The organism is Streptomyces liliifuscus, assembly GCF_016598615.1.
Taxonomy (GTDB): Bacteria; Actinomycetota; Actinomycetes; order Streptomycetales; family Streptomycetaceae; genus Streptomyces; species Streptomyces liliifuscus.
In genome coordinates, this window is sequence record NZ_CP066831.1 from 6,606,751 (window position 1) to 6,632,043 (window position 25,293).

Sequence of the window (25,293 nt, forward strand, 5' to 3'; positions counted from 1 at the left end):
ATCTACCTAAGTGGCCCCCAAGCGGCCTACACCCCGTACAGGGTTCAGTGAGGGACACTTAGGATAAATAGGATGAACGAGGAATCGCTTCCCGCGCAGGGCGTCGCACCGGACGTGTCCGTGGTCGTGATCGTCTACAACGACGAGTCACGGCTGGTCACAGCCGTGCGCTCCGTGCTGGAGCAGACCTTGCGGAACGTCGAGGTCGTGATCGTGGACGACCGGAGCACGGACGGGTCGTACGACGTGGCGAGGGGGCTGGCCGCCGAGCAGCCAGGGCGGGTCCGGGCCTTCCGGCTCGACCGGAACAGCGGAGGATGCGGGGCTCCCCGCAATCACGGCATCGCCCAGGCCCGCGGCACATACGTCCTCTTCCTCGACAGCGACGACGTACTGGAGCGCAACGCCTGCCGGAACATGCTGGAGGCGGCCGAGACGACCGGCGCCGACCTGGTCTCCGGGATGTGCGTGCGGGTGCACGTGGACTCGCGCAACGGCAAGGAGGTCAAGTGGTACCCGTGGCTGTACGCCCGTACCCGCACCCTGGAGTCGATCTCCGAGCTGCCCGACCTGCTCGTCTTCGACACCCTCTCGACGAACAAGTGCTATCGGAGGGAGTTCCTCGTTGAGCAGGGGCTCGCCTTTCCTGTCGGCATTCACTACGAAGATCTCCTCTTCTCCGCCCAGGCCTACGCCGCCGCCCGCCGCATCACCCTCATCCCGAACCGCGTCTACGACTGGAACGTCGTCGACAAGGCCGCGACGAAGTCGATCAGCAACAGGCGTGCCGAGATCGCCAACTTCTCGCACCGGATGGAGATCCATCGGCGGGTCGATCAACTCCTCGCGGACAAAGGTCTGCTGGAGCTGAAGTTCCACAAGGACGTCAAGTTCCTCAAGCACGACCTGGTGCTGCATCTGCGTGACCTGCCGTTCCGGGACGCCTCCTACCGGGAGGAGTTCGCCGCGATCGCCCGCGGCTATCTGGAGTCCATCGACCGCGCCGCCTTCGACGAGGTGGAGCCCATCCACGCCATCTGCGCCTATCTGCTGCAGAAGAGCGACTGGGACAACCTTCTGCCGGCCGTGGACACGCTCACCAACCGCGACAAGATCTCCGCGCCGATGGTGGAACGCGACGGCCGGATCTACTGGTGCGCGGAACATCTCGACGACCACCTCGACGGCGACTTCGCCCGGCACGTCCTGGACGTCACCGAACTCGGCTATCACGCCAAGCCCGTCGAGAAGATGTTCCTGCGCAACGTTCTGACCGGGTACGAGGAGGCCGCCGGTACCGTTCGGCTCGCTGGGCACATCACCAATCCCCTCGGTGTCGTTCCGCCCGGCGCCCGGCTCGGCGGCGAGCTGGAGTTCGCCGCCCGTCGCAAGGGCGTGCGCTTCCAGGTCTTCCGCTTCCCCGTCGCCACCCTGCGGCACGAGGGCGAGGCCATCGCCTGGGAGGCGTCGGCCGACCTCGCGCGCGGGCTGCGGCCCCTGGGCATCGTGGACGCGGTGTGGGACGTACGGCTGCATCTCGACGTCGACGGCGCCCGGACCACCACCCGTCTCACCGCCTCCGAACCCGGGCTGGCCGACGGGCAGTTGCCCGTCCGGCCCCGGCTCACCCGGCTGGTCGCCGACCATGTCACCCCCGAGATCTCCTCGCGCGGGCATCTCTCCTTCCGGATCGTGACCCGCGAGAAGGTGGACGCGCTCGTCGAGCGGGGTGTGCGGGGCGCGCCCGGCCGGTTCGCCAAGTCCGGGTACCGCAAGGTGAAGGAGGTGCGCAGGAAGCTCACCTCCGGCGACACCAAGATCCGCCTCTACCACGAGGTGTTCAGCCGGCTGCCCGTGAAGAAGGGGCTCGTCGTCTTCGAGAGCCACCTGGGCCGGCAGTACAGCGACAGCCCGAAGGCGATCTACGAGGAGATGCGGCGCCAGGGGCTCGACTTCGAGGCCGTGTGGTCGTACACGGGCAGCGGTCCCGCCGGGTTTCCGGCCGACGCCACTCTCGTACGCCGCTGGTCGCTGCCCTATCTGAAGGCGCTCGCGCAGGCCGAGTTCTGGGTCGACAACCAGAGCTATCCGCTCAAGCTCACCAAGCGGCCCGAGACGACCTACATCCAGACCTGGCACGGCTCGGCTCTCAAACGGATGGGCTTCGACGAGCCCGAGTGGAAGCTCAGGACCCGGCCCGAGCAGGCCGAACAGCAGCGCACCCTCGACCGTTTCGACCGGTTCCTGATCCGCTCCGAGCACGATGTACGCACCCTCGCCCAGGCGTTCCGCCTCAAGGAGAAGACGCTGCTGCGGGTCGGTTATCCCCGCAACGACGACCTCGTGCGAACCAGAAGGAGGGAAGAGGAAGTCGGCCTTCGCGAACGCGGGGCGCTCGCCGCCGAGTTGGGGATTCCCGACGACAAGGCCGTGTTGCTGTACGCGCCCACCTTCCGGCAACACGGGGGCAGGCAGCGGCGGTTCGAGCTTCCCTTCGACGTGGAGCGGTTCGCCGACACGTTCGGCGACCGGTACGTCCTGCTCGTGCGCTCGCACTACCTCAACCACGTCGTGCTTCCGCCGTCCGTGCGCGGGCGCGTCATCGACGTATCGGCACACCACGACGTGACCCCGCTGCTCGCGCTCGCCGACGGGCTGATCACCGACTACTCGTCCGTGATGTTCGACTACGCGCTCCTCGGCCGGCCGATGTTCTTCTTCGCCTACGACTACGAGGAGTACGTGCACGAGGGCCGCGGCACCTACTTCGACCTGCTGGAACGGGCGCCGGGACCGGTCGTGCGCACCGAGGAGGAGCTGCACACCGCCCTCGCCTCCCTGGACGAGCAGGCCGTGAAGTACGCGGAGGCGCGGGAGGGGTTCGTGGCGGAATTCGGCGAGTACGACAAGGGGAACGCCGCCCAGAGCATCGTCGACCAGTTCTTCGCGCAGTGGAGGCGTGGATGACCCTCGTGAGCACCGAACCGCAGCGGGACGTCTTCTTCGTCTCCAACAGTGTCGACGAGCTGGGCGGAGTGACCAGTTGGTCGCACCAGATGGCCCGGCTCCTCACCGGGCGCGGGCACCGCGTCCACGTCGTCGGTATAACCCCGTCCGACGTCGTGCAGGAACTCGGCGAAGTCGCTTACCCGATGACGACGTTGTACGCCGGACAGCCGCCGCGTCCCGGCCGGGCGCGTGAGGCGAGCATGCGCGAGCAGGCCGTCAGGCTCACCGCGCTGTTCCGGGCGGCCCGGCCCGGCGCGGTCGTCATCGTCACGCAGGTGTGGGCCATGGAGTGGGTGGCGCAGGCCGACACCCGCGGGCTGACCGTGATCGGCATGAGCCACGAGTCCTTCGAGTACTCGAAGGCGTCCTCGCGTTTCCAGCGGGTGCGGAAGTACTACCAGGACGTCGACCGCATGCTGGCGCTGACCCGCGAGGATGCCGACCTGTGGATCGGACAGGGCATGAACAACGCGTCGTTCATGCCGAACCCGCTGCCGTTCATGCCCGACGTGCCCTCGCCGCGCACCGAGAAGGCGGTCGTCAGCATCGGCCGACTGCACGACCAGAAGGGCATCGACATGCTCCTCGACACCTGGGCGGAGGTCGCGCCGCGCCACCCGGACTGGCGGCTGCGCATCTACGGCTCGGGCGAGGACGAGGAGATCCTGAAGAAGCAGTGCACGGCTCTCGGACTCGACAACTCCGTGGACTGGATGGGGCGTACGAGCGATGTGGCGGGCGCCCTGCGCGGCGGTTCCGTCTTCGTCCAGTCCTCCCGGGGCGAGGGTTTCCCGCTCGCCCTCATGGAGGCCATGGCGACCGCCGTGCCCTGCGCCGCCTTCGACTGCGCCCCGGGCGTCCACGAGATCGTCCACGACGGCGAGGACGGCCTGCTCGCCACCCTGGGCAACACCGGTGAACTGGCCCGCCGCCTCGACACGTTGATGTCCGACAAGGAGCTGCGGGACGGTATGGGCGACCGGGCCCGCATCAACATCCAGCGCTACACGACGACCGAGATCGTGAACAGGTGGGAGGACCTGTTCAGCTTCCTCGAACGCTGATCCCGGCGGATCCCGGCGGATCCCGGCGGATCCCGGTTGTTCGTCGGCTGCGGGTGCGCTGTGGTTGCTCGCGCGGTTCCCCGCGCCCCTCAGGAGGCTTTCCCCCCACCCCCGGTGAACTTCTCGTACTCCTTCAGCACTTCCTCCGTGGGCCCGTCCAGACGGAGCTCGCCGCGTTCGAGCCACAGCACCCGGTCGCAGGTGTCCCGGATCGACTTGTTGTTGTGGCTCACCAGGAACACCGTCCCGGCGTGCTTGCGCAGCTCCCGGATACGGTCCTCGGACCGCTTCTGGAAGGAGCGGTCCCCGGTGGCCAGGGCCTCGTCGATCATCAGCACGTCATGGTCCTTGGCCGCGGCGATGGAGAAACGGAGCCGCGCGGCCATTCCGGACGAGTACGTCCGCATGGGCAGCGTGATGAAGTCGCCCTTCTCGTTGATGCCGGAGAAGTCGACGATCTCCTGATACCGCTCGCGCACCTGTTCCCGGGACATTCCCATCGCGAGGCCGCCGAGATAGACGTTGCGCTCGCCGGTCAGGTCGTTCATCAGGGCGGCGTTCACCCCGAGCAGTGAGGGCTGCCCGTCCGTGAAGATCCGCCCGTGCTCCACCGGAAGCAGTCCGGCGACGGCCTTGAGCAGCGTGGACTTCCCGGACCCGTTCGTGCCGATGAGCCCGATCGCCTCCCCCCGGTACGCCGTGAAGGAGACCGCCTTCACGGCGTGCACCTTCCGTACGCCCGAGGCCTGTTCGGTCTTCTTCCGGCGCAGGATGCGATTGAGGGCGGCGGTGGCGCTTCCGCGGCCGGCCCCCGTGCCGTTGACGCGGTAGACGATGTCGACACGGTCAACGACGACCGTGGGGATGGGCTCGGTCGCGACGGCGGGGACACGGTCCGCGACGAGGGTGGGGGCGGGTGCGTTGGTGGGATCAGCCACGGCCGTACGTCTCCTCAGCCTTCCAGAAGTAGATGAAACCGCCGACGCCGGCGAGCAGCGCCCAGCCGACCGCGAGCGCCCACACATGGTGGGGCAGCTGGCTCGCGTGGAAGGTGTCGATGAGCGCGAACCGCATGAGGTCGATGTAGACGGCGGCCGGGTTGCACTCCAGGGCGACCAGCACGATGTGCGGCATGTCCTGGTGGGCGGTGAGCACCTTGTCGATGCTCCACATGACACCGGACACGTACATCCAGGTGCGCAGCACGAACGGCATCAGCTGTGCGATGTCCGGTGTCCTCGCACCCATCCGGGCCATGATCATCGCCACGCCCGCGTTGAACACGAACTGCAGTGCCAGGGCGGGAACGACCAGGAGCCAGGACACACTGACGGGCACACCGACGCAGAGCAGGATCACGAACAGCGCGGCCATCGAGAACAGCAGCTGCTGGAGCTGTTGCAGCGCGTACGACACCGGGAGCGCGGCCCGCGGGAAGTGCAGGGCGCGCACCAGGCCGAGGCTGCCGGAGATCGCCCGGGTGCCCGCCATGATCGAGCTCTGCGTGAACGTCCACACGAAGACGCCGGTGACCAGGAACGGGATGTAGTCCGGTACGCCGCGGCTCGTGCCCATGAGCTCGCCGAAGATGAAGTAGTAGACCGCCGCGTTCAGCAGGGGCGTGGCCACCTGCCAGACCTGGCCGAGCTTCGCCTGGCTGTACTGGGCGGTGAGCTTGGCCGTGGCGAACGCCGTGATGAAGTGCCGGCGCGCCCACAACTGACGGACGTACGCGGGAAGTGACGGGCGGGCGCCGCTGACCGTGAGGCCGTAGCGGGCGGCCAGCACCGCGGCGTCGTCGGACGGGGCGGCCGATGCCCGCACCGGGTCGGGTGCCGGGGGCGGTGTGTGGAGGACCTGACTCACATCCGCTGCTTTCGCTCGGAGCGCGGGGCTCGTGGGAGGGGTGTGCGAACGCTTCTTTTACGTCGCTACGGGCCCGCCTTTACCCGTACCTGGGACCCTCTTTACGTCGGGACGGAACCGTATCGTCGTCACGTGAGCGTAGGCCGATCTCACGTCGGAACGCAACCGTTTCGTCGTGACGCCCCTATGCTGATGAACATGACGACGAACGCCGACGGGACCCCGACGAACGCCGAAGGGACCCCAGAGAGCCCGCAGCGGCCGCGCCGCCGGACTCCCGCCGGGGCGGCGGTGCTCCGGGAGGACGTGACGGAGGCCATCAGGGCGGCCGTCTTCGAGGAGCTCGCGGCCGTCGGATACGCGCGGATGTCCATCGAGGGGATCGCGCGCCGCGCGGGCGTGGGCAAGACCGCGGTCTACCGCCGGTGGCGCTCCAAGCTGCACCTGGTGCTCGACCTGGTGTCGGCCGTCGCGGTGCAGGGGCTGCCGGCACCCGACACGGGCTCCCTGGAGGGCGACCTGCGTCTGCTGTACGAGGTCACGTCACGGGCCCTGCGTCACCCTGTCGCCTCGCAGATCATCCCCGACCTCCAGGCCGAGGCCGCCCGCAATCCGGACATCGCCGAGGCCATGCAGAAGGCTCTGCGGGAGGGGCAGGAGGGCGTCGCCAGCGGCATCGTCGCCGCGGCGGAGCGGCGCGGCGAGGTCCGGATGGGCATCGACGACGAGCTGGCGCTCGACCTGATCTCCGGACCGCTGTACTGGCGCTCGGTGGTGATCCGCAGCCCCAAGCTGCCGAAGGGGTACCTGGAGAGCCTGGCCCGGGCCACGGCGGTGGCGCTCAAGGCGTTGTAAGGATGTTGTAAAGGCGGCCGCAAGACGTCGAAGGGTGTCGAAATGGCGCCGCCGGGTCACGAAGTCCGGGTCCACGTGCGGGTAGTGGAAGTCGGCCGAGGCTGGTCCCGTGCATGCCAGGGAGCCGCGTATCGTCGCAGCTCCGCCCGCCTTGCGGGGCGCCCCGGCAAGGGGCGTCAACCCCGTAGCGTCCGGATCGTTGTCATCCGGGCCTCACTTTCGAGGCCCTCGGGGGCGCATACTGGACTGACGATGACGAAGCCATCCGCGCCCCGGCGCCACCTGTCCACCAGTCCCTTCAAAGCTCCGGTTGTCCCGGTCGCCAAGCACTTCGCCCTGGGTGACCGTGTTACGCACGACCAGTTCGGCCTGGGCAGGATCGTCGGCGTCGAGGAGGGCATCGCGATGCTCGTCGACTTCGGCTCCCGCCAGGCCCGTATCGTCAGCCCCTACACCCGCATGGACAAGCTCTGACGGATCCCGTCAGTACACCGTCAGTCACTCGCCGCGGCCCCCGGACGACGTCCGGCCCGCGGCGAGCGCGTTTCTGGACCTCCTGAGCCGGCCTTCTGAGCGGGTCTTCCGAACCAGTCTTCCGAACCGGTCTTCCGAACCGAGGGGGGCGGCCCCGGTCCTCAGCCCTCTTGGGCCTGGCCCCGCCGGGCCTCGGGATGAAGCCGTACCCAGCCCTCCCAGGCCGACGTGATCATGTCGTGGACGTCGTACTTGGCCTTCCAGGCCAGTTCCGCGGCGATGCGGTCGGCGGAGGCGACGACGCGCGGCGGGTCGCCGGGGCGGCGAGGGGTGACGGCAGGGGCGAGCGTGTAGCCGGTGACCTCGTTGATCCGGTCGATCATCTCGCGGACGGAGACGCCCTCGCCGCGGCCGATGTTGAGGGTCAGGTCCGTGCCGGGAGCGGCGGCCAGCCGGCGGGCGGCCGCCACATGGGCCTCGGCCAGGTCGGCGACGTGGATGTAGTCGCGGACGCACGTGCCGTCGGGGGTCGGGTAGTCGTCGCCGAAGACGCGCGGGGGCGCACCTTCGGTGAGCTTCTCGAAGACCATGGGGATCAGATTGAAGACGCCCGTGTCGGCCAGCTCCGGCGCCGCGGCGCCCGCCACGTTGAAGTAGCGCAGGGAAGCCGTCGACAGACCGTGGGCGCGGCCCGTGGCGCGGACCAGCCACTCGCCCGCCAGCTTGGTCTCGCCGTACGGGCTCATCGGCACACAGGGTGTCTCCTCGGTCACCAGGTTGACGTCGGGCATGCCGTACACGGCCGCGGAGGACGAGAACACGAAGGACGGCACCGCGGCGGCCGTGACCGCCTGCAGCAGCACCCGCAGCCCCTCGACGTTCTCGCGGTAGTAGTGCAGCGGCAGGTCCACGGACTCGCCGACCTGCTTCTTCGCCGCCAGATGGACGACACCCGTGACGCCGTGGTCCTTGAGCGCCCGGGCCACCCGCTCCCCGTCCAGGGTCGAGCCGACGACCAGCGGCACCCCGTCGGGCACGCGCTCGGCGATCCCGGTGGACAGGTCGTCGTACACCACGGCCCGTTCGCCCGCCTCGGTCATCGCACGGACGACGTGCGCCCCGATGTAGCCGGCGCCGCCGGTGATCAGCCAGGTCATGTATCGGCCGTCCCCTCGTGTGTCGGTTCGTCTGTCGGTCGGTCGAGCCGACTTTCAGTGAAGCAAACGCCTCATTCTGCGACCCACCACGGTGGTCATGCCACGCCAGCCGGGCGCCAGGCGCAGTGCGAGCGAGCCCGCGTGGGTCGCGTACGGCTGGACGAGCAGCAGCCCGTGCCGGCCGTTGGGCACGACGGACCGGCGCAGCAGGCCAGGGCCCGCGACGGCGTGCGCGGTGGTCTCGCGGCTCGTGCCGTCGTGGAAGCGCAGGCGGAGGCGCAGGTCCCAGGTGCCGGAGCCGAGCGCCGCGAGGTCGACGCCCGCCTCGGCCGTCCAGGAGTCGGTGCCCCCGTCGCTGCCCGGGCCGTCGTCGACGGGATCGACGTCGTCCGGCAGGAACCGGGCCGTCACCGTGAGCCCGACCGCCCCGTCGTGCCGGTTCACGAACTCGGCGTCCACGGACGCCGGCGCCGCGTCCGCCATCCGCCCGTACAGCTCGTGCAGACGCAACCGCAGCCGGGTGGCACGCGCGCGTGGCCGCAGTTCCGCGTCGACGGCCACAGGGAGGAGGCGTACGGGCCGGAACAGCAGGTGTTCCAGAGTCACCTGGGTCAGATCGGCGGACCAGACCGGCGTACCGTCCGCGAGCCGTGCGTACGGCGGCCGCAGCCGGGCCGGGCGCGCCGCGACCTCCTTGACGCGGGTCAGGTCGCGGGGCTCCTCGGAGGCCGTCACGACCTGTGCGACGACCCGACCGGGCGCCGGTGCGAGCGCCAGGTCCCCCGCGTCGAACGTCGCGAGGTACGCACGCGTGAGGGCCCACCACTCGCTCCGGTACACGGGACCGCGCTGGTCGAGCTCGCGCGCGTACATCCGCAGCGAGTGGTCGAGGAACCGCGCGCGCGTCGCCCGCGCCAGCCGCTTCTCACCGGCGGCGAGGAGGATGTCGTACGAGAGGGCGTGGGCGGTGATCCTGGACCGCCAGTTGCCGACGCCCGCCCGGTCCAGCGAGATCGACAGCCGTTCGGCGCCGCGGCGCACGTGCCAGACGTACACCGTGTCCGGGATCAGCGCGATGCGCGGACCGGCGGCGAGCACGCGCGCGGTGAAGACGAAGTCCTCGTAGGGGAAGCGTCCTTCGGGGAAGCGGATGCCGTGCTCGCGCAGGAAGTCGGTGCGGTAGAGCTTGTTGACGCAGAGGGTGTCGTGGACGAGGTGGGTGCGGCGGGACGGGTGCTTCACCAGGGCGGCCTTCGCGTACAGCTCGGGCTGCCAGGGGACCTCGCGGCCGGACGGCAGCTCGCGGCGCACACACAGACCGGCGGCGACCTCGGCCCCGCGCCCGGCGGCCGCGTCCAGGAGCGCGTCCACGGCACCGGGCGGCAGGACGTCGTCGCTGTCCAGGAACATCACGTACGGGGCCGTGGCGGCGTCGACGCCGTCGTTGCGGGGGCTGCCGCAACCGCCGCTGTTGACCTTGCGGCGGAGCACCCTCAGGCGGGGTTCGTCGAGGGCGAGGCGGTCCAGGAGATCCGCGCTGCCGTCCGCCGAGCAGTCGTCCACGGCGATCACCTCGCGGACGGCGGGCCCCTGCGCGAGGGCCGAGCGCACCGCGTCCGTCACATGGGCGGCGTCGTCGTACCCGATGACCACGACGCACACCTGTGACTGGTGGGGAGGTATGGCTTGGATGGGTCGCATGACTTCCACAGGGCGAAATAATGGCTGGTGTAGGTAATTTTCCGTTAAGAGGTACTTACTGTCTCGTGGGGAAGATGACGGGAATTGTGTGAGGGTTCCGTCTCCGCTGATCGAATTCCCGTGGACCGGACCCCGGTCGGCCGGGTCCCGGCGGTCCACAGACGGCGGAAGGAGAGCGCCGCGGCCGCGACGAGCAGTCCGTTGCGGACGAACATCAGCAGGGTGCCGGTCCAGGTGCAGTCCATGACGTCCCTGTACAGGACGGGGTACGCGAGGGCGCTGGCCGCCGCGGCCAGCGTGATCAGCACGGCCACCGGACGCTGCGAGGTGTGCCGCGAGGTCAGACACACCGCGGCCAGGCCGAGCAGCCACACCAGGTACTGGGGACTGATCACCCGGCTCGTCACGGTGAACAGGAGCACGGCACAGAGCGCGGCGTCGTACGGGGTCGCCGGCGTCCAGTGCCGGGCCCGCAGGCGCCACAGCAGCAGGGCCCCGAAGGCGGCGACGGTGAGTGTCAGCGACGCCGCGGCGATCGTGGTGACGTACGGCCCCGTGAACTCCATCGCCCCGTACCGGTAGCGCACCTGACCCGGCCAGCCGGCGTGCCGCGCGAACGAGAGGGCCGTCCCGCCGAGCGACTCGATCTGCACGCCCCGGCCGCCCTGCTGGCGCAGGAAGTCGAAGGGGTCGCGGAAGAGCGCGGCGAGTGCGAGGAGCAGTGCGCCCGCGGTGACGGCCGCCGACGTCCACACCTCCCTCGTCGTACGCCCCCTGGGGGTGCCGATCAGGATCAGCGCGGGCCACACCTTCACGAGAGCGCCCAGCGCGGCGAAGGCGCCGCACGCGCGCGTGGAGCGCGAAAAAGTCAACAGGGCGATGACGGCAAGGGCGGTGACCTGCACGTCGTAGCGGGCCAGCGGGAGGTGCAGGAGGAGGGGGAGGCCCCCGATCCACAGGGCCGCGCCGCGCAGGCTGCGGCCTGTCCGGGTGCCCGCGCGCGTGAGGGCGACGGCGACCACGGCGTCGGCGGCGAGCGCCAGGACCACGAACGCCTGGAAGTACGTCAGCCCCGGCAGCAGCCCGGGGGACAACAGGACCGGGCCCGCGCCCGGCGGGTACTGCCACAGCCGGTCGCCCGAGGGGAACGTGCCGTGGGCGAGCACGCCGTACCAGCGGGCGTACAACCCGTGCACCTCACGCGCGACACCGCCGATGCCCAGCGGGGCGTGCCCGTCCCGGGCGAGCAGCCAGAGCATCAGGGCGCGGGTGGTGAGCCAGCCGACGGCGACGAGGAGGAGACGGGGCTTCATCCAGGGCTTCACCCGACGGATCGTAAGCCGCAAGAAGGCACATAACGTCCGATGACGGGTCAATCACGTGGGAAGGCTGACTAATAGCACAAAATCTGGTGCATGGTCGTCAAGCGCCCGCAGGTTGCCGTCGCCGTGCTCGTACCCGCACTCGTCATGTTCGGGATCGGTCTCTGGGGGATCGATCGTGGCGGGATGTGGCGGGACGAGGCGGTCACCTTCCAGGTGGCCCGGCGCTCGCTCCCGCAGATCTGGCAGCTCCTGCACTCCGTGGACGCGGTGCACGGCCTCTACTACCTCCTCATGCACCCCGTCCTCGCCTTCCACCCCGGCGAGGTCGCCCTGCGCCTCCCCTCGCTCTGCGCGGCCGCCGCGACCGCGGGCCTGGTCGCGGCCCTGGGCGCCCGGCTCGCCCGCCCGAGGGTGGGCCTGTGGGCGGGCCTGCTGTACGCCGTGACCCCGATGGCCGGTCACTTCGCCCAGGAGGGCCGTTCGTACGCCCTGGTCGCCGCCGGGGTGGCGGCGTCGACGCTGCTGCTGGCGCGGGCGACGACGGTCGGCGGGGGCGGAAACCTGGGCAGGGACGGAAACGGGGGCGGGGACGGGGATCAGGAGGACGAGCCCGTGGGCCGGCTCGCCCGGCACGCGCGCGTGGTCGGCTGGTGCGCGTACGGAGGGGTCGTCGCCGTCACCGTCCTGCTGCACGAGTTCGCCGTACTGATCCTGCTCGCGCACGCCGCCACCCTGGCCCTCTCCCGCATGCCCCGCCGCGTGTGGCGCGACTGGGCCTGCGCCGCGGGTGCCGTACTCCTCGTCCTGCTTCCGCTCGCCCTGGTCTCCAGTGGCCAGGCGGAGCAGGTCGCCTGGCTCCGGCCCCCGGGCGGCGGCACCGTCGAACGCCTGCTGCGCTCCTTCACGGGCCCGACCCAGCTGGTCCTCGGCCCGTATCTGCTGCTGATCGCCCTCGCCCTGCGCATCCCGTTCACCCCGCCGGCCCGCCGCGGCGAACTCTCCCTCCCCACGGTCGCCCTGCCGCTGCTGCTCCTCCCGCCCGCGGCCCTCATCGCGGTCTCCCGCCACTGGCCGCTCTACGACGACCGCTATGTGCTGTACGCGCTCGCCGGGGCGCCGTTGCTGGCGGCGGCGGGGGCGGAACGGCTGCTCCTGGCGGCACGCAGGGTGGGACTTGCGCGGCGCGAGACCGACGGCCTGCTGCGGGGCTCGGGGGGCGGTCCCGGCGTCGCTCCGGGTTCCGGTGCCGGTTCCGGTGCCGATTTCGACTCGGATCCCGGTCTCGTACGAGGCTTCCGGGTGCCGTACGCCGCCACGCTGGCCGGCGTGCTGGCCATCGGCCTCGCCTTCGTCTCGCAGCTTCCGGTCCTCCGGGAGGACCGGGACCCCGCCCGCCGCCCCGACAACCTCGCCGTCGTCTCGGCCGCGGCCGCCCAGCGGATGAGCCCCGGGGACTCCGTGCTCTTCCTGCCGTCGCTCGGCAGGCGCTCCGCGCTGGCGTACCCGAAGGGGTTCCAGGGCACGCGGGACATCGCGCTGGAGGAGCCCGCACACGTCTCCGGCACGCTCTACGGGCGCGAGACCGGCCCGGACGAACTGCGCCGCAGACTCGCCGGCCTGGACCGCGTATGGGTGGTCGCCGAGCCGTACGCGCTGAAATCGGCCTGGTATCCGAGCGATCCGACCGAGCGGGTCAAACTCACCGTCGTGGGCGAGGAGTTCGTGCCGCAGGCCGAGTTCGTACGGAAGGGGTCGATTCTGCGGCTGTATGTGCGGAGGGCTCCGACGGTGTGAGGGGCGGGGCGGGGTGCGTGCCCCGTGGTGTGTGGGCGGTGGTCAGGTGCCGCAGCCCGGGGTCTCGGCCAGGGCCGCCGCGTCCAGTGCGTTCGTGAGCTTGTCGAGACGGGCGCGCAGTTCGAGGATCTCGTCCAGTTCGAAGGTCGTAGCGGCGGCGATCCGGCGCGGTACGCGCAGTGCCTGCTCGCGCATGGCCGTGCCCTCGTTCGTGAGTCCGACCACCACGGACCGCTCGTCACGCGCACTGCGCTCACGGCGTACGAGGCCGGCCGTCTCCAGTCGCTTCAGCAGCGGCGACAGCGTGCCGGAGTCGAGCCGCAGGTGCTCGCCGACCTTCTTCACGGGCAGCTCGCCGTGCTCCCACAGGACGAGCATGACCAGGTACTGGGGGTAGGTGAGCCCCAGGTCCTTCAGCACGACCCGGTACACGCCGCCGAAGGCACGGGAGGCCGCGTTCAGGGAGAAGCAGATCTGCTGGTCGAGACGGAGGAAGTCCTCGTCCCGAACGGGCTGCTGTACGGAGGGGTCGGGTGCGGGCGTCGTGGTCATGGCCCCAGGATACCTCCAGTGCGTCATTTAGTTGTGCACAATTGAATTGTGTGCTCTACTTGTGGTCGTGAGGGGGGCCGGCCAAGGCCCGCCGATACGACGTTGACCCTGAGAGGGATGGTTTTCATGGACGCGCTCTACACCGCTGTCGCCACCGCCACCCACGGCCGTGACGGCCGGGCCTACAGCTCCGACGGCAAGCTCGACCTGGAGCTGGGCATACCGGTGGAGATGGGCGGCAACGGTCAGGGCACGAACCCGGAGCAGCTGTTCGCGGCCGGTTACTCGGCCTGTTTCGCCAGTGCGCTCGGGCTGGTCGGGCGGGCGGCGAAGGTTGATGTCAGTGACGCGGCGGTGACTGCCGAGGTCGGGATCGGCAAGCAGGGGGAGGGGTTTGCCCTTGCTGTCACGCTGCGGGTGGAGCTGCCCGAGTCCGTGGACGCGGAGACCGGCCGCAAGCTGATCGAGCAGGCCCACCAGGTGTGCCCGTACTCCAACGCGACCCGGGGCAACATCCCGGTCGAACTCGTCGTCGAGTAGTAGCTTTCTCCGCCCCCGCCGCCCCTACCCATTCCCGTCCCTTTTCAGGGGCTCCGCCCCCGAACCCCCGTATCGCGCTGACGCGCTCGTCCTCAAACGCCGGACGGGCTGGGTGGGGGCCGGCGGGGGTGGGTGGGTTGACCGTGGGCGGGTGGGGAAGCGGCCTGAACGGCCTCGTCCTCAAACGCCGGACGGGCTGAGCAGGGGCTGGCGGGGGCGGGTGGGGGATCGGCCTGAACGGCCTTGTTCTCAGGCGTCGGGCGGGCTGGGTTGTCCGTGCGGGATCGTTGTGGCTGGTCGCGCGGTTTTCAGCCCCTCCGGCGTTTGAGGAGCGGGGGTTCGGGGGCGGAGCCCCTGAGTCAGGGACGGGAATGGGTAGGGGCGGCGGGGGCGATGGAACTCCGCCAGCAGCAACGGCACACCCACCACCGGCACCAGCCACACCATCACCATCAGGCGGTCGATGGCGATGTCGGGATGAGCGGCGATGCTGAGTACGCCGGTGCCGGCCGCGGCGGCGAGGAGGACTCCGAAGGCGGGCCACCGCCGGAGGGCGCCCCACCCGCCGGCGACCAGAAGAGTCAGGAACAACGGCTCACCGAACTGCCGCCGCAGCCACTCCATCCAGAAGTTGAGCTCCAGGTGGAAGAACTCCCACCACGCCCGCTCCCGGTCCGGCCGGTTGAAGTGGTCGGTGAGAAGGTCCTGGAGACTGTCGGACTCCGAGGGATACGGAAGCAGCCGGGTCAGCAGCATGACGCCCACGGCCGCACCCACCATCACCTTCAGCAGCGTCTTCACGGCCGCGCCCACAGGCCGCCCCGCCCGCCTCCGGTGGAGACCGATCAGACACAGCCCGCCGGCGAGACACACCGACAGGAACAGCGCCTGCGAGTGCTTCACGGTGAACAGCAGCGCCAGCGAGACCCCCACCAGACCGGCGGCTCCCGCCCGCCCCCGCAGCACCAGCGCACACCCCCACAGCACCGCCAGAGTGAGCGCCATCATCGTGCCCTCGGTCATGGGCCGCATCGCGGTCGCACCGGTCGGCAGGACGTAGTAGAGGGCCTGCCCGGTCAGCGCCAACCCCACCGGCACACCCACCGTCCGCAGGACGAGGAACACCAGCGCGCCCCCGACCACCGTGACGACCACCCCCGCCGCCCACAGCCCCCACGTCACCCCGAGCACCGTCACGAACGGCAGGAGCAGCAGCGGATACCCGGGCCGCACCTCGAAGATCCGCATGAACCGTTCGCTCATGAACGGCGCGGTCCACCCGGACGTCTGCCCGGCCGCCAGCCGCCGCCCGACGCTCCAGTCGTAGTAGCCCCGGCACTCGTCCCGGATCCCCGGCCCCGGATCGGGAGCACGGAAGCGCCGCACGTCCACGCTGTGGTTCCGCGACGCGGTCTCGGCCCGGCTCGCGCACACGTACGCGATCGTGCGCCCCGCCGCCTCCTCCTTGTCCGCACCGCCCAGACTCAGCGCGTACGACAGGTAGTTGCGGCTGTCGGGCGTGTCGCGGCCAGTGACGTTGGCGAGTTGGAGACAGCCGAAGAGGGCGGCGAGGAACAGCACCCACGCGGCGGGGCGAGCGCTCACGAGCGGGCCAACTGCCCGCTCGGGACGCCGGGTGCGGGGACCGTGGGCGACACGGCGGCCAGGTCCTCGCCCAGCATCACCAGCCGTACGACCCGCTCCGACGCCCGCCCGTCGTCGTAACCGCCGAACCGCTCCCGGAAGGCCTCCCGCAGTCGCGCCGACTCCTCGTCCCGCCACGCGCCCGAGGCGAACAGTCGCGCCAATTCGCCCTCGTCGTAGGCCACATGGCCCGGCGGGCGCTCGGTCACGTCGAAGTAGGTGCCGCGTCCGGCGAGGTAGGTGTCCCGGTCGTAGGTGTGCAGGACGATCGGCCGGTCGAGGTGGGCGTAGTCGAACATCAGGGCCGAGTAGTCGGTGACCAGCGCGTCGGAGGCGAGCATCAGATCCTCGACGCTCGGCTCGTCGGTGACGTCCAGGAGCACACCCCGCCGAGCCAAGTCCCTGAGCTCCAGGCCGCGTTCGTGACGCTGCGCCAGTGACGGATGGAGGCGGACCGCCAGGACGTGGTCGCCCGGCAGCCCGGCCGCGAGGCGTTCCAGGTCGCAGGTGGGCGCGTAACCGCCCTGACGGTGGTCGCGGTTGGTCGGCGCGTACAGGATCAGGGTCCTGTCGTCGCCGACGTCCAGCCGCTGCCGTACGGACTCGCGTCGGCCCGGCTCCGGGCGGACCAGGCAGTCGTTGCGCGGGCTGCCCGAGCGCAGGGACACGAAGTCGCAGGGGTACGCGCGGTCCCAGACCAGCTCCGAGTGCGGGTTCGCGACCAGGCTGTAGTCCCAGCGGTCGGCCCGGTGCAGCATCTTCGGGACGCTGAAGCCGCGTCGCGCTCCCGGGTACTTGAGCAGGTCCGCACCCATCGACTTCAGTGGGGTGCCCTGGTGGGTGTGGATGTGCACGGCACCCTCGCGCTTCACCAGGTCGTTGGCCCAATTGACGTTGTTGACCAGGTACTTGGCCCTCGCCGTCACCTTCCGGTACGCGCGGCTGCCCGGCAGGACGTGCTCGACGTCAGGCGGCAGCGTGTCCACGTATTCCTTCCCCACCACCCACACGCCCCGGATGTGCGGGGCGATCTCCCGCGCCTTGCGGTGGATCGCGGCCGGATCGCCCAGGACACCCCGGTGCGAGAAGGCCGAGTACACGGCCAGGTTGGGGTCGAGTGCCCGCCGCAGGACCAGCCGTCGGTGCGTCGCGAGCAGCACCCTGCGCAGCCGCCGTCGCCAGACCCGGTAGCGCCTGCGCAGACCGGCCCGCAGCACGGCGGCCGCGCGGTGCAGTCCGTAGAGGGCGTACGGGGTCCGGGCGAGCAGCGTGAAGGACACACGCGGGATGTCCGCGCCGAGCCGGTGTCCGCTCGGGCGGTACGTCCGCAGGTCCCGGGCCGCCCGCCGGTGGAACTCGGGGCGGGCCGACGGCGGTACGCGGTCCTGCTGGCGGAGGATGAAGAGGTAGTGGTCCGCCATGTGGTCGTAGAGGAAGCCGCGCCACCGCTCCAACTCGGGCCGCTCCGCGATGAACCGGAACAGCCGCTCGTACTGCGCGAACACCTCGAAGTGCTCCCGGCTCGGCGTGCGCATCGCGTTGCCCTGGCGGCGCTGCCGGTAGTACACGCAGATCCGGTCGACGAGCGTGATCGTGCGGGCCGTCCACAGTGTCTGGTAGACGACCACCGCGTCCTCGTAGAAGCCGGTGGGGAAGGTGAAACCGCCCTCGCGGAAGAAGTCGAGGCGGTAGGCCTTGTTCCAGACGACCGTGAACAGGTCGAGCAGATCGGGGCGTTCGGCGACCGTGAACACCTCGGGGCCCGGCGCCTCGAACACCGCCGCGTCCCGGTTGCGCCGCACCGGGCCGTGCCAGTGCGTGCGCGCGTAGTCGAACAGGACGATGTCGGGCCGCGAGGTCGCGTCGATGCGCTCGGCGATCGCCCGCAGGGTGCCCGGTGTGTAGCTGTCGTCGCTGTCGAGGAACAGCAGGTACTCGCCCCGCGCCAGCTTCGCGCCGTGGTTGCGGGCCGGGCCGATCCCGCCGTTGACGGGCAGATGCACCGGTACGACCCGCTCGTCGCGGGCCGCGAACTCGTCGATGATCGCCGAACTCCCGTCCGGGGAGCAGTCGTTGACGACGATCACCTCGAAGTCGCCGTACGACTGGTCGAGGACCGACTCCAGGCATACGCGCAGATAGCCCTGCACGTTGTGGACGGGCACGACGATGCTGAAGCGGGGCATGGCACCTCCAGGTCCGGGAACCGGCGGGGATTTCGGGGGACTTGACGGCGGCATCAGCGGGCCGGCGCGTGGGTCCGTGGGCCGACGACGACCGCCGCTCTCGCCGCCGGAACGGGGAGGCGCTCGTGCAACGGCACCACCGGCGGCAGTTCCTCCTCGGACTGCCCCAGCAGCACCCGGCGTACGACCCGCTCGGCGGCCCGCCCGTCGTCGAACCGGCAGAAGCGCTCCCGGAACCGGTCCCGCAGCCCGGCGGACCGCTCGTCCGCCCACTCGCCCGTCGTGAGGACCCGGATCAACTCGTCCTGCGTACGGGCGACATGGCCGGGCGGCTCGGCCAGCAGGTCGAAGTAGACGCCCCGTGTGGCCCGGTAGACGTCCCAGTCGTCGGCGTAGGTGACGATCGGCCGGTCCAGGTTGGCGTAGTCGAACATGATCGACGAGTAGTCCGTGATCAGGGCGTCCGAGGCCAGACAGATGTCCTCGGTGTCCCGCGAGGCCGTGACGTCGATCAACTTGCCGGAGGACACGGCCTGTTGGAGGTCCGCGTCGCCTTCGAGGAAGTAGTGCGCCCGCAGCAGCACCACGAACTCGGGTCCCAGCTCCGCACAGAAACGGGCCAGGTCGAACTGGGCGGACACATCGCGCGGATAGTCGCGGTACGTCGGCGCGTACAGCAGCGCCACCCGGTCCTGCGGGATGCCGAGCCGCTCGCGGATCTCGGTGACCTCGGCCGGATCCGCCGTGTAGAAGCGGTCGTTGCGCGGATAGCCGTACTCCAGATGCGTGAAGGCGCTGGGGTAGGCGCCCGACCAGACCTCCGTGGAGTGCGCGTTGGAGGAGAGGGAGTAGTCCCAGCGGTCCGCGCGCTCCATCAGCCGGCCGAAGCTGCCGGTGGCCGCCGCGACGGCCCGGTACTCGATCTGGTCGACACCCATCCGCTTCAGCGGCGTCCCGTGGTGCGTCTGGACGTGCACGGATCCGGGGCGTTTGACCATGGCCGTCTCGAAGTTGACGTTGTTGAACGTGTACTTGGCCCGCGCCAACACCTCCCAGTACCGCCTGCTCCCGATCACCACGCTCTCCACGTCCTCGGGCATGCTCGCCGCGTCCTGCTCCCGCACCAGGAACACCGACCTGATGTGCGGGGCGAGTTCGCGTGCCTTGCGGTGGATGGCGGCCGGGTTGCAGGCGTAGCCGCGACCCCAGTACGCCGCGTAGACGGCGAGGTTCTCGTCGAGGGGCCCCCGCAGGTACCTCCGGTACGGGCCGCGAGGGCGGCCTCGGCGCCATCTGCGGGCGGCTCGGGTCGCGAACGCGCGGGCCTGCTCCGTCCGTCGCTCGGCACCGAGGAGCGCGCGGAACGTGGCGTACGCACCGCGGGCGAGCAGCCGGTTGCGCAGCCCCCTGGTGCGGTGGCCCGCCGGGCGGTGGCGGCGGTAGAGCCTGCCCGCGCGGCGGAAGAAGGCCCTGCGGCAGGAGGTGGCCGCCGTGTCGAGGACCTCGGCGAAGAGATGGTCGAAGAGGGCGCCCGAGGTGTCCTGGGGCAGGTCCTGTTCGGCTGCCCGCCTCAGTACCAGCTCCACCTGGTCGAGGAGTTGGCGCTGTGCGGCGGGTGTCGCGCCGCCGCCGTTGCCGCTGGGGCGCCGCTCATGACGTCGTACGCAGACCGTGTCCAGCGCGGCGGTCCTCCCGGCCGCGAGGGTCACCAGACCGGACCAGCCGATGTCCGTGAAGTGGCCTTCCGGGAAGGTGAGTTGGTGATCGGCGAGGAATGCCCTTCGGTAGGCCGTGGCCCAGACCGGTCGCCGTACGTCCGTGGGGTCGTCGTCGCCTCGTTCCGCCACCGGTTCGCCGACCCACCAGGGCACGCGCTCGTGGGCGAGGTGCAGGACGTCCACCTCGCCGGTTTCCTGGAGCCGTGCGTCCATCGCCGCGAGTGCTCCCGCCGTCAGGACGTCGGTCGCGTTCAGGAAGAGCAGGTATGTGCCGGTGGCCGCGTGCATGCCTGTGGCGCGGGAGCCGGTGGGGTGGGTGACGCGGGGGTCCCTGTCGGTGTACTCCCCGGTGACGGTCGCCGCCGGGGAGTCGGGGGTGTCGCAGACCGTGATCAGCTCGAAGTCCGTGAAGGACTGGGCCAGGACCGAGTCGAGGGCGGTGGGGAGGCGCCCCGCGAGGCCTTGTGCGGTGACGATGACGCTGAAGCGGGGCATGTTGTGCGGTGCTCTTTCTTTGACGGGGGTGGGTGGCGTGTCGGGTGCGGGCCGGTGGGGGCTTGTCGCGCAGTTCCCCGCGCCCCTAAAGACAAAGGCAAGGGCTACCGCCCCCGAAGATGAAAGACAGGGGCGCAGCCCCGTCTTTCAGGGGCGCGGGGAACTGCGCGACCAGCCCCCACCGGGGCCGTACCCGACGCACCGAACCCCGCCGCCGCTAGAGACAAGGGGCCTGGCCCGCCGGTGTGGGGACGGTGGTCAGGGGAGTGGAGGGGGACCGGTCCGCCGCCGAGGGCACAGGGTGGCGGTCGGTGGGCGGCACCACCGCCGGAAGCCCCGCCATTTCGCCGAGCACGACCCGGCGTACGACCCGCTCGGCCGCGTGACCGTCGTCGTACGGGCAGAAGCGGTCCCGGAACGCCGACCGGAGCTGCGTGGAACGGGACCCGCGCCAGTGCCCCGTCGCGAAGATGTCGATCAGCTCGTCCTCGCTGCGCGCCACCGCCCCGGGCGGAAACGCGCGCAGGTCGAAATACGTGCCGCGCGCCGCCTCGTACGCCTCCCAGTCGTCCGCGTGGATCACGATCGGCCGGTCGAGGCCCGCGTAGTCGAACATCAGGGAGGAGTAGTCGGTGATCAGGGCGTCCGAGGCGAGGCACAGGGACTCGACGCTCGGGTGGTCCGACACGTCGATGAGCCGGCCGGCGCTCCGCACGAGCGGGGCCCCGTACGCGTGGTGCGCGCGGGCCAGCAGGACGAAGCGCGGGCCGAGTTGGCGCAGCACCCGCTCCAGGTCGAGCGCGGTGCGCTGGGTGCTCCGGTAGTCGCGGTGCGTGGGCGCGTACAGGACGGCGACCGCGCCCTCGGGGATGCCGAGGTTCTCGCGCAGCCGGGCCACGTCGGCCGAACCGGCCTGCTGGAACACGTCGTTGCGCGGCTGGCCGTACTCCAGTGTCGTGTAGCCGGACGGGAACACGCGCTCCCAGACGAGGGTGGAGTGGCGGTTGGCGGACAGGCAGTAGTCCCACTGGTCGGCGTCGCGCAGCAGGTGGGTGAAGTCCGTGCCGCGGGCCGCCGCCGGGCGTTCCTGGAGGTCCAGGCCCATGTGCTTGAGCGGTGTGCCGTGCTGGGTCTGGACGAGGATCTGGCCGGGGCGCTTGACCAGCCGGGGGTCGAAGTCGGCGTTGTTCACGAGGTACTTGGAGCGGGCGAGGGCCGTCCAGTACGCGGCGGTGCCCGGTGTCAGCCTGCGCGTCGCCGTCGGGATCGTGTGGTGGAACTCGGGGCGCGCGATCCACGCGGTGCGCACGTCCGGCGCGTACGTCCGGAACGCGGACTCCAGCGCCCCCGGGTTGCAGCCGTGGCCGCGTCCTCCGTGGCTGGTGAACACGGCCTGGTCGGCCCGGACGGGAAGCCGGAGCTGGAGCTTGTAGTGCAGCCGCAGCGCTGCCGTGCGGAGGGTCCGGGCCAGTGCCCCGGTGAGTCGCGTGACGCCTCGCTGGAGCCGCACCGCCGCCCACAGCGCGCGGTACGTGGGGTGACTGCCCAGGCGCACCAGCGCGTGCCGCAGCCGGTTCTCGGACGGGAGGTCGGCGGCCGGTACGCGGTAACGGACGTAGTGGGCACGGGCCTTGCGCAGGAACAGGGCGCGGGAGCCGCGCGGCACCCGGTCGCGCTTGAGGAACACGGCCGACAGATGGTCGACCATGCGGCGGAACAGGACCGGCCGCCAGTGCGCCAGTTCGGGGTGCGCGTCGAGATGCGCGAAGACCCGGTCGTACTGGTCGAAGATGTCGAAGTGCTTGCTGCTGACCGTGCCGAGGATGTTCCCCCGGCGGCGCTGGCGGTAGTGCACGCAGACGCGGTCGAGCGTCGCGATCGTCCCGGCGGCCATCAGGACCGGGGACGTCCAGGGGGTGTCCTCGTAGTAGCCGGGCGGGAAGGCGAACCCCTCCCCGGCGATGAACTCCCGGCGGTACGCCTTGTTCCACACGACCATGAGGACCTTCAGCAGGCCCGGCCGGTCGTCGAGCGTGAACGGCGCCGGCGCGTTCTCGGTGAGCTGGCCCGCCTGTACGTTGCGTACCGTCTCGCCCGACCAGAAGGTGCGCGCGTAGTCGTAGACCAGGACGTCCGGGTCGCCGGTCTCCTTGACGCGGTCGGCGATGGCCCGCAGGGCGTCCGGGGTGAGGGTGTCGTCGCCGTCCAGGAAGATCAGGTAGTCGCCGGTCGCGTACCGCATACCGGCGTTGCGGGCCCGGCCGAGGCCCACGTTCTCCTTGAGGTGGACGGCCCGCACACGGGGGTCGGCGGCCGCGAACTCGTCGATGATCGCGCCGCAGGCGTCGGGTGAGCAGTCGTCCACCGCGATCAACTCGAGGTCGGTGAAGGACTGTTCGAGAACGGATGCCATGCACTCGTGCAGATATGCCTGCACCTGGTACGCGGGGACAATGACACTGAACCGGGGCAAGGGACATCCTTGTGTCGGCGCGGGCATACTGCCCGGAAACGGCCGAAGGGGTTACCGGGTTACGCCGGATGCGGCATGTGGGGGACCCGGGGTGAACGCGAAGGGGCGGGCCGATGACGGCCCGCCCCTCGCGATGTGTACTCCGGGTGCCCGACCCGGATGTCCCGGACGCTACTTCACCGCGCCCGCCATCACACCGGACACGAACTGCCGCTGGAACGCGAAGAACACGGCCAGCGGGATCACCATCGAGATGAACGCGCCGGGCGCCAGCGTCTCGATGTTGCCGGAGAACTGACGGGTCTGCTCGGTCAGCGCGACCGTCAGCGGCCGCGAGTCGGAGTCCGAGAAGACCAGCGCCACCAGCATGTCGTTCCACACCCACAGGAACTGGAAGATGCCGAGCGACGCGATCGCGGGCGCGCCGAGCGGCAGGATCACGGTGGTGAACAGACGGGTCTCGCTCGCGCCGTCGAGCCTTGCGGCCTCCAGGAGTTCACGCGGGATCTCCGCGAAGAAGTTCCGCAGCAGGAAGATCGCGAACGGCAGGCCGAAGCCCACGTGGAACAGGACGACACCGATGACGCTGCCGAAGATCCCGAGGTCGCCGAAGAGGTCGGAGAGCGGGATCAGGGCGACCTGCACCGGCACCACCAGCAGTGCCACCACGGCCAGGAACCACCAGTCGCGGCCCTTGAAGTCCATCCAGGCGAAGGCGTATCCGGCCATGGCCCCGATGACGATGACCAGGACCGTGGCCGGCACGGTGATCCAGATCGTGTTGAGCAGGGAGTCGGTGATCTCCTCCTTGCCGAGCAGGGTCGAGTAGCTCTCGGTGGTGAGCTGGGACGGCTTGCTGAAGACGTCCCACCAGCCGGAGGCGGCGATGTCGGTCGGGTCGCGGAACGACGAGGCGAGCAGCCCGACCGTCGGTGTCACCCAGAGCAGTGCGATCAGGATGAGGAAGACCCGCATCACACCGCCCGCCGCGCCGCTCGCCAGCTTTGTGGCCAGCGAACGCCGGGGCGGACCGGCCGCGTCCACGGCCACCGGTGGTTCCTTCAGGGGTACGGAGGGTGCGGTCACCGTCGGCGCTCCCTTCGCAGTCGGCGGATGTTGACGATCATCACGGGCAGGACGAGCAGCAGCAGTACGACGCCGATCGCACTGCCGAGGCCCAGGTCGCCGCCACCACCGAAGGACGCGTTGTAGAGCTGCAGCGCCAGGACGTTGGCCTCGTCCTGGGTGGGCTGCGGGGCGATGATGTAGATCAGGTCGAAGATCTTCATCACGTTGATCATCAGGGTGATCAGCACGACGACGAGGACCGGTGCGAGCAGCGGCACGGTGACCCGGCGGAACACCTGCCACTCGTTGGCCCCGTCGACCCGGGCCGCCTCCAGGAGGTTGCGGTCGACTCCGGCGAGCCCCGCCGCGATGAGCACCATCGCGAAGCCCGCCCACATCCAGGCGTACGCGGCGATGATCGCCGGGGTGACCAGGCTCGGGCCGAGCCAGTCCACGCCGTTGTAGGGCGCCGCGAAGTTCGAGGCGGGCAGGCGCAGTTGGGCACCGTCGGCGGAGGCCGGCAGCGTGAACGTACCGTCGTCGCCCGCCTTCGCGGAGGCCACGACCTTGCCGTCCTTGACCGCCTCGACCTTGATGCCGGGCAGGGCCTTCTCACCGGTGTCGACGGCGCCCTTCTCGCCGCCGCCGCCCAGCTTGAAGTCCAGCCAGACCGTGCCGGACACCCCGTCGCCCGAGGCCTCGGCGGGCTTGGCGTCCCCGGGGCTGCCGGGCACCTTGTTCGGGGCGATGCCGACCAGCGGGATCAGGGCCGGGGAGCCCGCGCTCACCGTGCCCGTGGAGGTGAAGGAACCCCCGCCGGACGCCTTCAGGTCGCTCTCGGCCGAAGGGCGCGCCTTCGGATAGACCGATGACTCGGCGAAGGTGTCGTGCACCCCCACCACCACGGCGTTGGCCACGCCCTGGTCCGGGTCCGCCTCGTACACGAGCCGGAAGATGATGCCCGCGGCGAGCATGGAGATGGCCATCGGCATGAAGATGACCAGCTTGAACGCCGTTGCCCAGCGCACCCGTTCGGTCAGCACGGCGAAGATCAGACCGAGCCCGGTGACCAGCGCCGGAGCGACCGCCACCCAGATCGCGGTGTTCTTGACCGCGGTGAACGTGGCGTCGTCCGTGAAGATGTCGCCGTAGTTGCCCAGCCCCACGAAGCCCGAACCGTCGGCGTCGTAGAGACTGCGCCAGATCGAGTACCCGATCGGGTAGACCACGAGCGCGCCGAGCAGCACGATCGCGGGCAGCAGGAACAGAGCTGCCACCCACGGCCGGGTACCCATCACGCTCTTGCGTTTTCCGGCGGGGGGCACCGGACCAGCCGGGCCCCCCGCCGTCGCCACCTGCGACGACATGGGCT

General features: G+C 70.5%; 18 protein-coding genes. 6 read left to right on the forward strand and 12 right to left on the reverse strand.

Annotated features, from left to right (window positions below):
- Positions 1 to 72 precede the first annotated feature (72 nt).
- A complete protein-coding gene (locus JEQ17_RS28540) occupies positions 73 to 2,967 on the forward strand; it encodes a bifunctional glycosyltransferase/CDP-glycerol:glycerophosphate glycerophosphotransferase (RefSeq protein WP_200397837.1) in 2,895 nt (964 codons plus the stop codon).
- Complete coding sequence (locus JEQ17_RS28545; RefSeq protein ID WP_200397838.1) at positions 2,964 to 4,073, forward strand: glycosyltransferase; 1,110 nt, start codon at positions 2,964 to 2,966, stop codon at positions 4,071 to 4,073. Before JEQ17_RS28540 ends, JEQ17_RS28545 begins: the two co-directional genes overlap by 4 nt.
- Positions 4,074 to 4,162: 89 nt before the next feature.
- On the opposite strand, the gene JEQ17_RS28550 is transcribed toward JEQ17_RS28545, so the two are convergent.
- Together JEQ17_RS28550 and JEQ17_RS28555 are read right to left on the reverse strand one after the other, a co-directional pair.
- Positions 4,163 to 5,029 carry an ABC transporter ATP-binding protein gene (locus JEQ17_RS28550; protein ID WP_407700165.1) on the reverse strand — a complete coding sequence of 289 codons (867 nt, stop codon included), beginning with the start codon at positions 5,027 to 5,029 and terminating at the stop codon, positions 4,163 to 4,165.
- Positions 5,004 to 5,939 carry an ABC transporter permease gene (locus JEQ17_RS28555; protein ID WP_200397839.1) on the reverse strand — a complete coding sequence of 312 codons (936 nt, stop codon included), beginning with the start codon at positions 5,937 to 5,939 and terminating at the stop codon, positions 5,004 to 5,006. The genes JEQ17_RS28550 and JEQ17_RS28555 overlap by 26 nt, the downstream gene beginning before the upstream one ends.
- Positions 5,940 to 6,137: 198 nt before the next feature.
- Here JEQ17_RS28555 and JEQ17_RS28560 point away from each other — a divergent pair, with 198 nt between their 5' ends.
- Together JEQ17_RS28560 and JEQ17_RS28565 are read left to right on the forward strand one after the other, a co-directional pair.
- Entirely contained in the window at positions 6,138 to 6,794 is a 657-nt protein-coding gene (locus JEQ17_RS28560) for a TetR/AcrR family transcriptional regulator (protein WP_200397840.1), read from the forward strand.
- A 252-nt stretch (positions 6,795 to 7,046) separates the two neighbouring features.
- The gene (locus JEQ17_RS28565; protein WP_055517933.1) at positions 7,047 to 7,268 is read left to right on the forward strand and encodes a hypothetical protein; all 222 of its coding nucleotides are present in this window, start codon (positions 7,047 to 7,049) and stop codon (positions 7,266 to 7,268) included.
- A gap of 161 nt (positions 7,269 to 7,429) precedes the next feature.
- On the opposite strand, the gene galE is transcribed toward JEQ17_RS28565, so the two are convergent.
- From galE to JEQ17_RS28580, 3 genes are read right to left on the reverse strand one after another with little or no spacing between them, the layout of a single operon-like run.
- Complete coding sequence (gene galE, locus JEQ17_RS28570) at positions 7,430 to 8,425, reverse strand: UDP-glucose 4-epimerase GalE (protein ID WP_200397841.1); 996 nt, start codon at positions 8,423 to 8,425, stop codon at positions 7,430 to 7,432.
- Between the two features lie 54 nt (positions 8,426 to 8,479).
- The gene (locus JEQ17_RS28575; protein WP_234048397.1) at positions 8,480 to 10,126 is read right to left on the reverse strand and encodes a glycosyltransferase family 2 protein; all 1,647 of its coding nucleotides are present in this window, start codon (positions 10,124 to 10,126) and stop codon (positions 8,480 to 8,482) included.
- Positions 10,127 to 10,170: 44 nt separating this feature from the next.
- Positions 10,171 to 11,439 (reverse strand): glycosyltransferase 87 family protein, encoded by a 1,269-nt coding sequence (locus tag JEQ17_RS28580; protein ID WP_200401767.1) that lies wholly within the window; start codon positions 11,437 to 11,439, stop codon positions 10,171 to 10,173.
- 102 nt (positions 11,440 to 11,541) lie between these two features.
- Between JEQ17_RS28580 and JEQ17_RS28585 the strand changes: the two genes are divergently transcribed.
- Positions 11,542 to 13,245, forward strand: a complete 1,704-nt coding sequence (locus JEQ17_RS28585; protein WP_234048398.1) for a glycosyltransferase family 39 protein — start codon at positions 11,542 to 11,544, stop codon at positions 13,243 to 13,245.
- A gap of 42 nt (positions 13,246 to 13,287) precedes the next feature.
- Here JEQ17_RS28585 and JEQ17_RS28590 read toward each other — a convergent pair whose 3' ends face one another.
- Complete coding sequence (locus JEQ17_RS28590) at positions 13,288 to 13,797, reverse strand: MarR family winged helix-turn-helix transcriptional regulator (protein WP_200397842.1); 510 nt, start codon at positions 13,795 to 13,797, stop codon at positions 13,288 to 13,290.
- A 126-nt stretch (positions 13,798 to 13,923) separates the two neighbouring features.
- On the opposite strand from JEQ17_RS28590, the gene JEQ17_RS28595 reads away from it, so the two are divergent.
- Entirely contained in the window at positions 13,924 to 14,337 is a 414-nt protein-coding gene (locus JEQ17_RS28595; RefSeq protein WP_055614076.1) for an organic hydroperoxide resistance protein, read from the forward strand.
- 249 nt (positions 14,338 to 14,586) lie between these two features.
- Here the strand turns inward: JEQ17_RS28595 and JEQ17_RS28600 are convergent, their stop codons facing one another.
- From JEQ17_RS28600 to JEQ17_RS28625, 6 genes are all read right to left on the reverse strand, one after another.
- Positions 14,587 to 15,942, reverse strand: coding sequence for a hypothetical protein (locus tag JEQ17_RS28600; protein WP_200397843.1), 1,356 nt, complete (start codon positions 15,940 to 15,942; stop codon positions 14,587 to 14,589).
- Entirely contained in the window at positions 15,939 to 18,167 is a 2,229-nt protein-coding gene (locus JEQ17_RS28605) for a bifunctional glycosyltransferase/CDP-glycerol:glycerophosphate glycerophosphotransferase (RefSeq protein WP_200397844.1), read from the reverse strand. The genes JEQ17_RS28600 and JEQ17_RS28605 overlap by 4 nt, the downstream gene beginning before the upstream one ends.
- A gap of 53 nt (positions 18,168 to 18,220) precedes the next feature.
- Positions 18,221 to 20,380 (reverse strand): bifunctional glycosyltransferase/CDP-glycerol:glycerophosphate glycerophosphotransferase, encoded by a 2,160-nt coding sequence (locus JEQ17_RS28610; protein ID WP_200397845.1) that lies wholly within the window; start codon positions 20,378 to 20,380, stop codon positions 18,221 to 18,223.
- 217 nt (positions 20,381 to 20,597) lie between these two features.
- A complete protein-coding gene (locus tag JEQ17_RS28615) occupies positions 20,598 to 22,853 on the reverse strand; it encodes a bifunctional glycosyltransferase/CDP-glycerol:glycerophosphate glycerophosphotransferase (protein ID WP_200397846.1) in 2,256 nt (751 codons plus the stop codon).
- 171 nt (positions 22,854 to 23,024) lie between these two features.
- Positions 23,025 to 23,828 (reverse strand): carbohydrate ABC transporter permease, encoded by an 804-nt coding sequence (locus JEQ17_RS28620; RefSeq protein WP_200401769.1) that lies wholly within the window; start codon positions 23,826 to 23,828, stop codon positions 23,025 to 23,027.
- Between the two features lie 107 nt (positions 23,829 to 23,935).
- A complete protein-coding gene (locus tag JEQ17_RS28625) occupies positions 23,936 to 25,288 on the reverse strand; it encodes a carbohydrate ABC transporter permease (protein WP_200397847.1) in 1,353 nt (450 codons plus the stop codon).
- Positions 25,289 to 25,293 lie beyond the last annotated feature (5 nt).

Excerpts from the sequence above, each read along its gene's own strand:
- JEQ17_RS28575 (WP_234048397.1), bottom strand. The coding sequence starts at position 10,126 with ATGCGACCCATCCAAGCCATACCTCCCCACCAGTCACAGGTGTGCGTC.
- JEQ17_RS28590 (WP_200397842.1), bottom strand. The coding sequence starts at position 13,797 with ATGACCACGACGCCCGCACCCGACCCCTCCGTACAGCAGCCCGTTCGG.
- JEQ17_RS28585 (WP_234048398.1), top strand. The coding sequence starts at position 11,542 with ATGGTCGTCAAGCGCCCGCAGGTTGCCGTCGCCGTGCTCGTACCCGCA.
- JEQ17_RS28610 (WP_200397845.1), bottom strand. The coding sequence starts at position 20,380 with ATGCCCCGCTTCAGCGTCATCGTCACCGCACAAGGCCTCGCGGGGCGC.
- galE (WP_200397841.1), bottom strand. The coding sequence starts at position 8,425 with ATGACCTGGCTGATCACCGGCGGCGCCGGCTACATCGGGGCGCACGTC.
- JEQ17_RS28565 (WP_055517933.1), top strand. The coding sequence starts at position 7,047 with ATGACGAAGCCATCCGCGCCCCGGCGCCACCTGTCCACCAGTCCCTTC.
- JEQ17_RS28560 (WP_200397840.1), top strand. The coding sequence starts at position 6,138 with ATGACGACGAACGCCGACGGGACCCCGACGAACGCCGAAGGGACCCCA.
- JEQ17_RS28540 (WP_200397837.1), top strand. The coding sequence starts at position 73 with ATGAACGAGGAATCGCTTCCCGCGCAGGGCGTCGCACCGGACGTGTCC.
- JEQ17_RS28620 (WP_200401769.1), bottom strand. The coding sequence starts at position 23,828 with ATGCGGGTCTTCCTCATCCTGATCGCACTGCTCTGGGTGACACCGACG.
- JEQ17_RS28595 (WP_055614076.1), top strand. The coding sequence starts at position 13,924 with ATGGACGCGCTCTACACCGCTGTCGCCACCGCCACCCACGGCCGTGAC.
- JEQ17_RS28580 (WP_200401767.1), bottom strand. The coding sequence starts at position 11,439 with ATGAAGCCCCGTCTCCTCCTCGTCGCCGTCGGCTGGCTCACCACCCGC.
- JEQ17_RS28605 (WP_200397844.1), bottom strand. The coding sequence starts at position 18,167 with ATGCCCCGCTTCAGCATCGTCGTGCCCGTCCACAACGTGCAGGGCTAT.
- JEQ17_RS28545 (WP_200397838.1), top strand. The coding sequence starts at position 2,964 with ATGACCCTCGTGAGCACCGAACCGCAGCGGGACGTCTTCTTCGTCTCC.
- JEQ17_RS28625 (WP_200397847.1), bottom strand. The coding sequence starts at position 25,288 with ATGTCGTCGCAGGTGGCGACGGCGGGGGGCCCGGCTGGTCCGGTGCCC.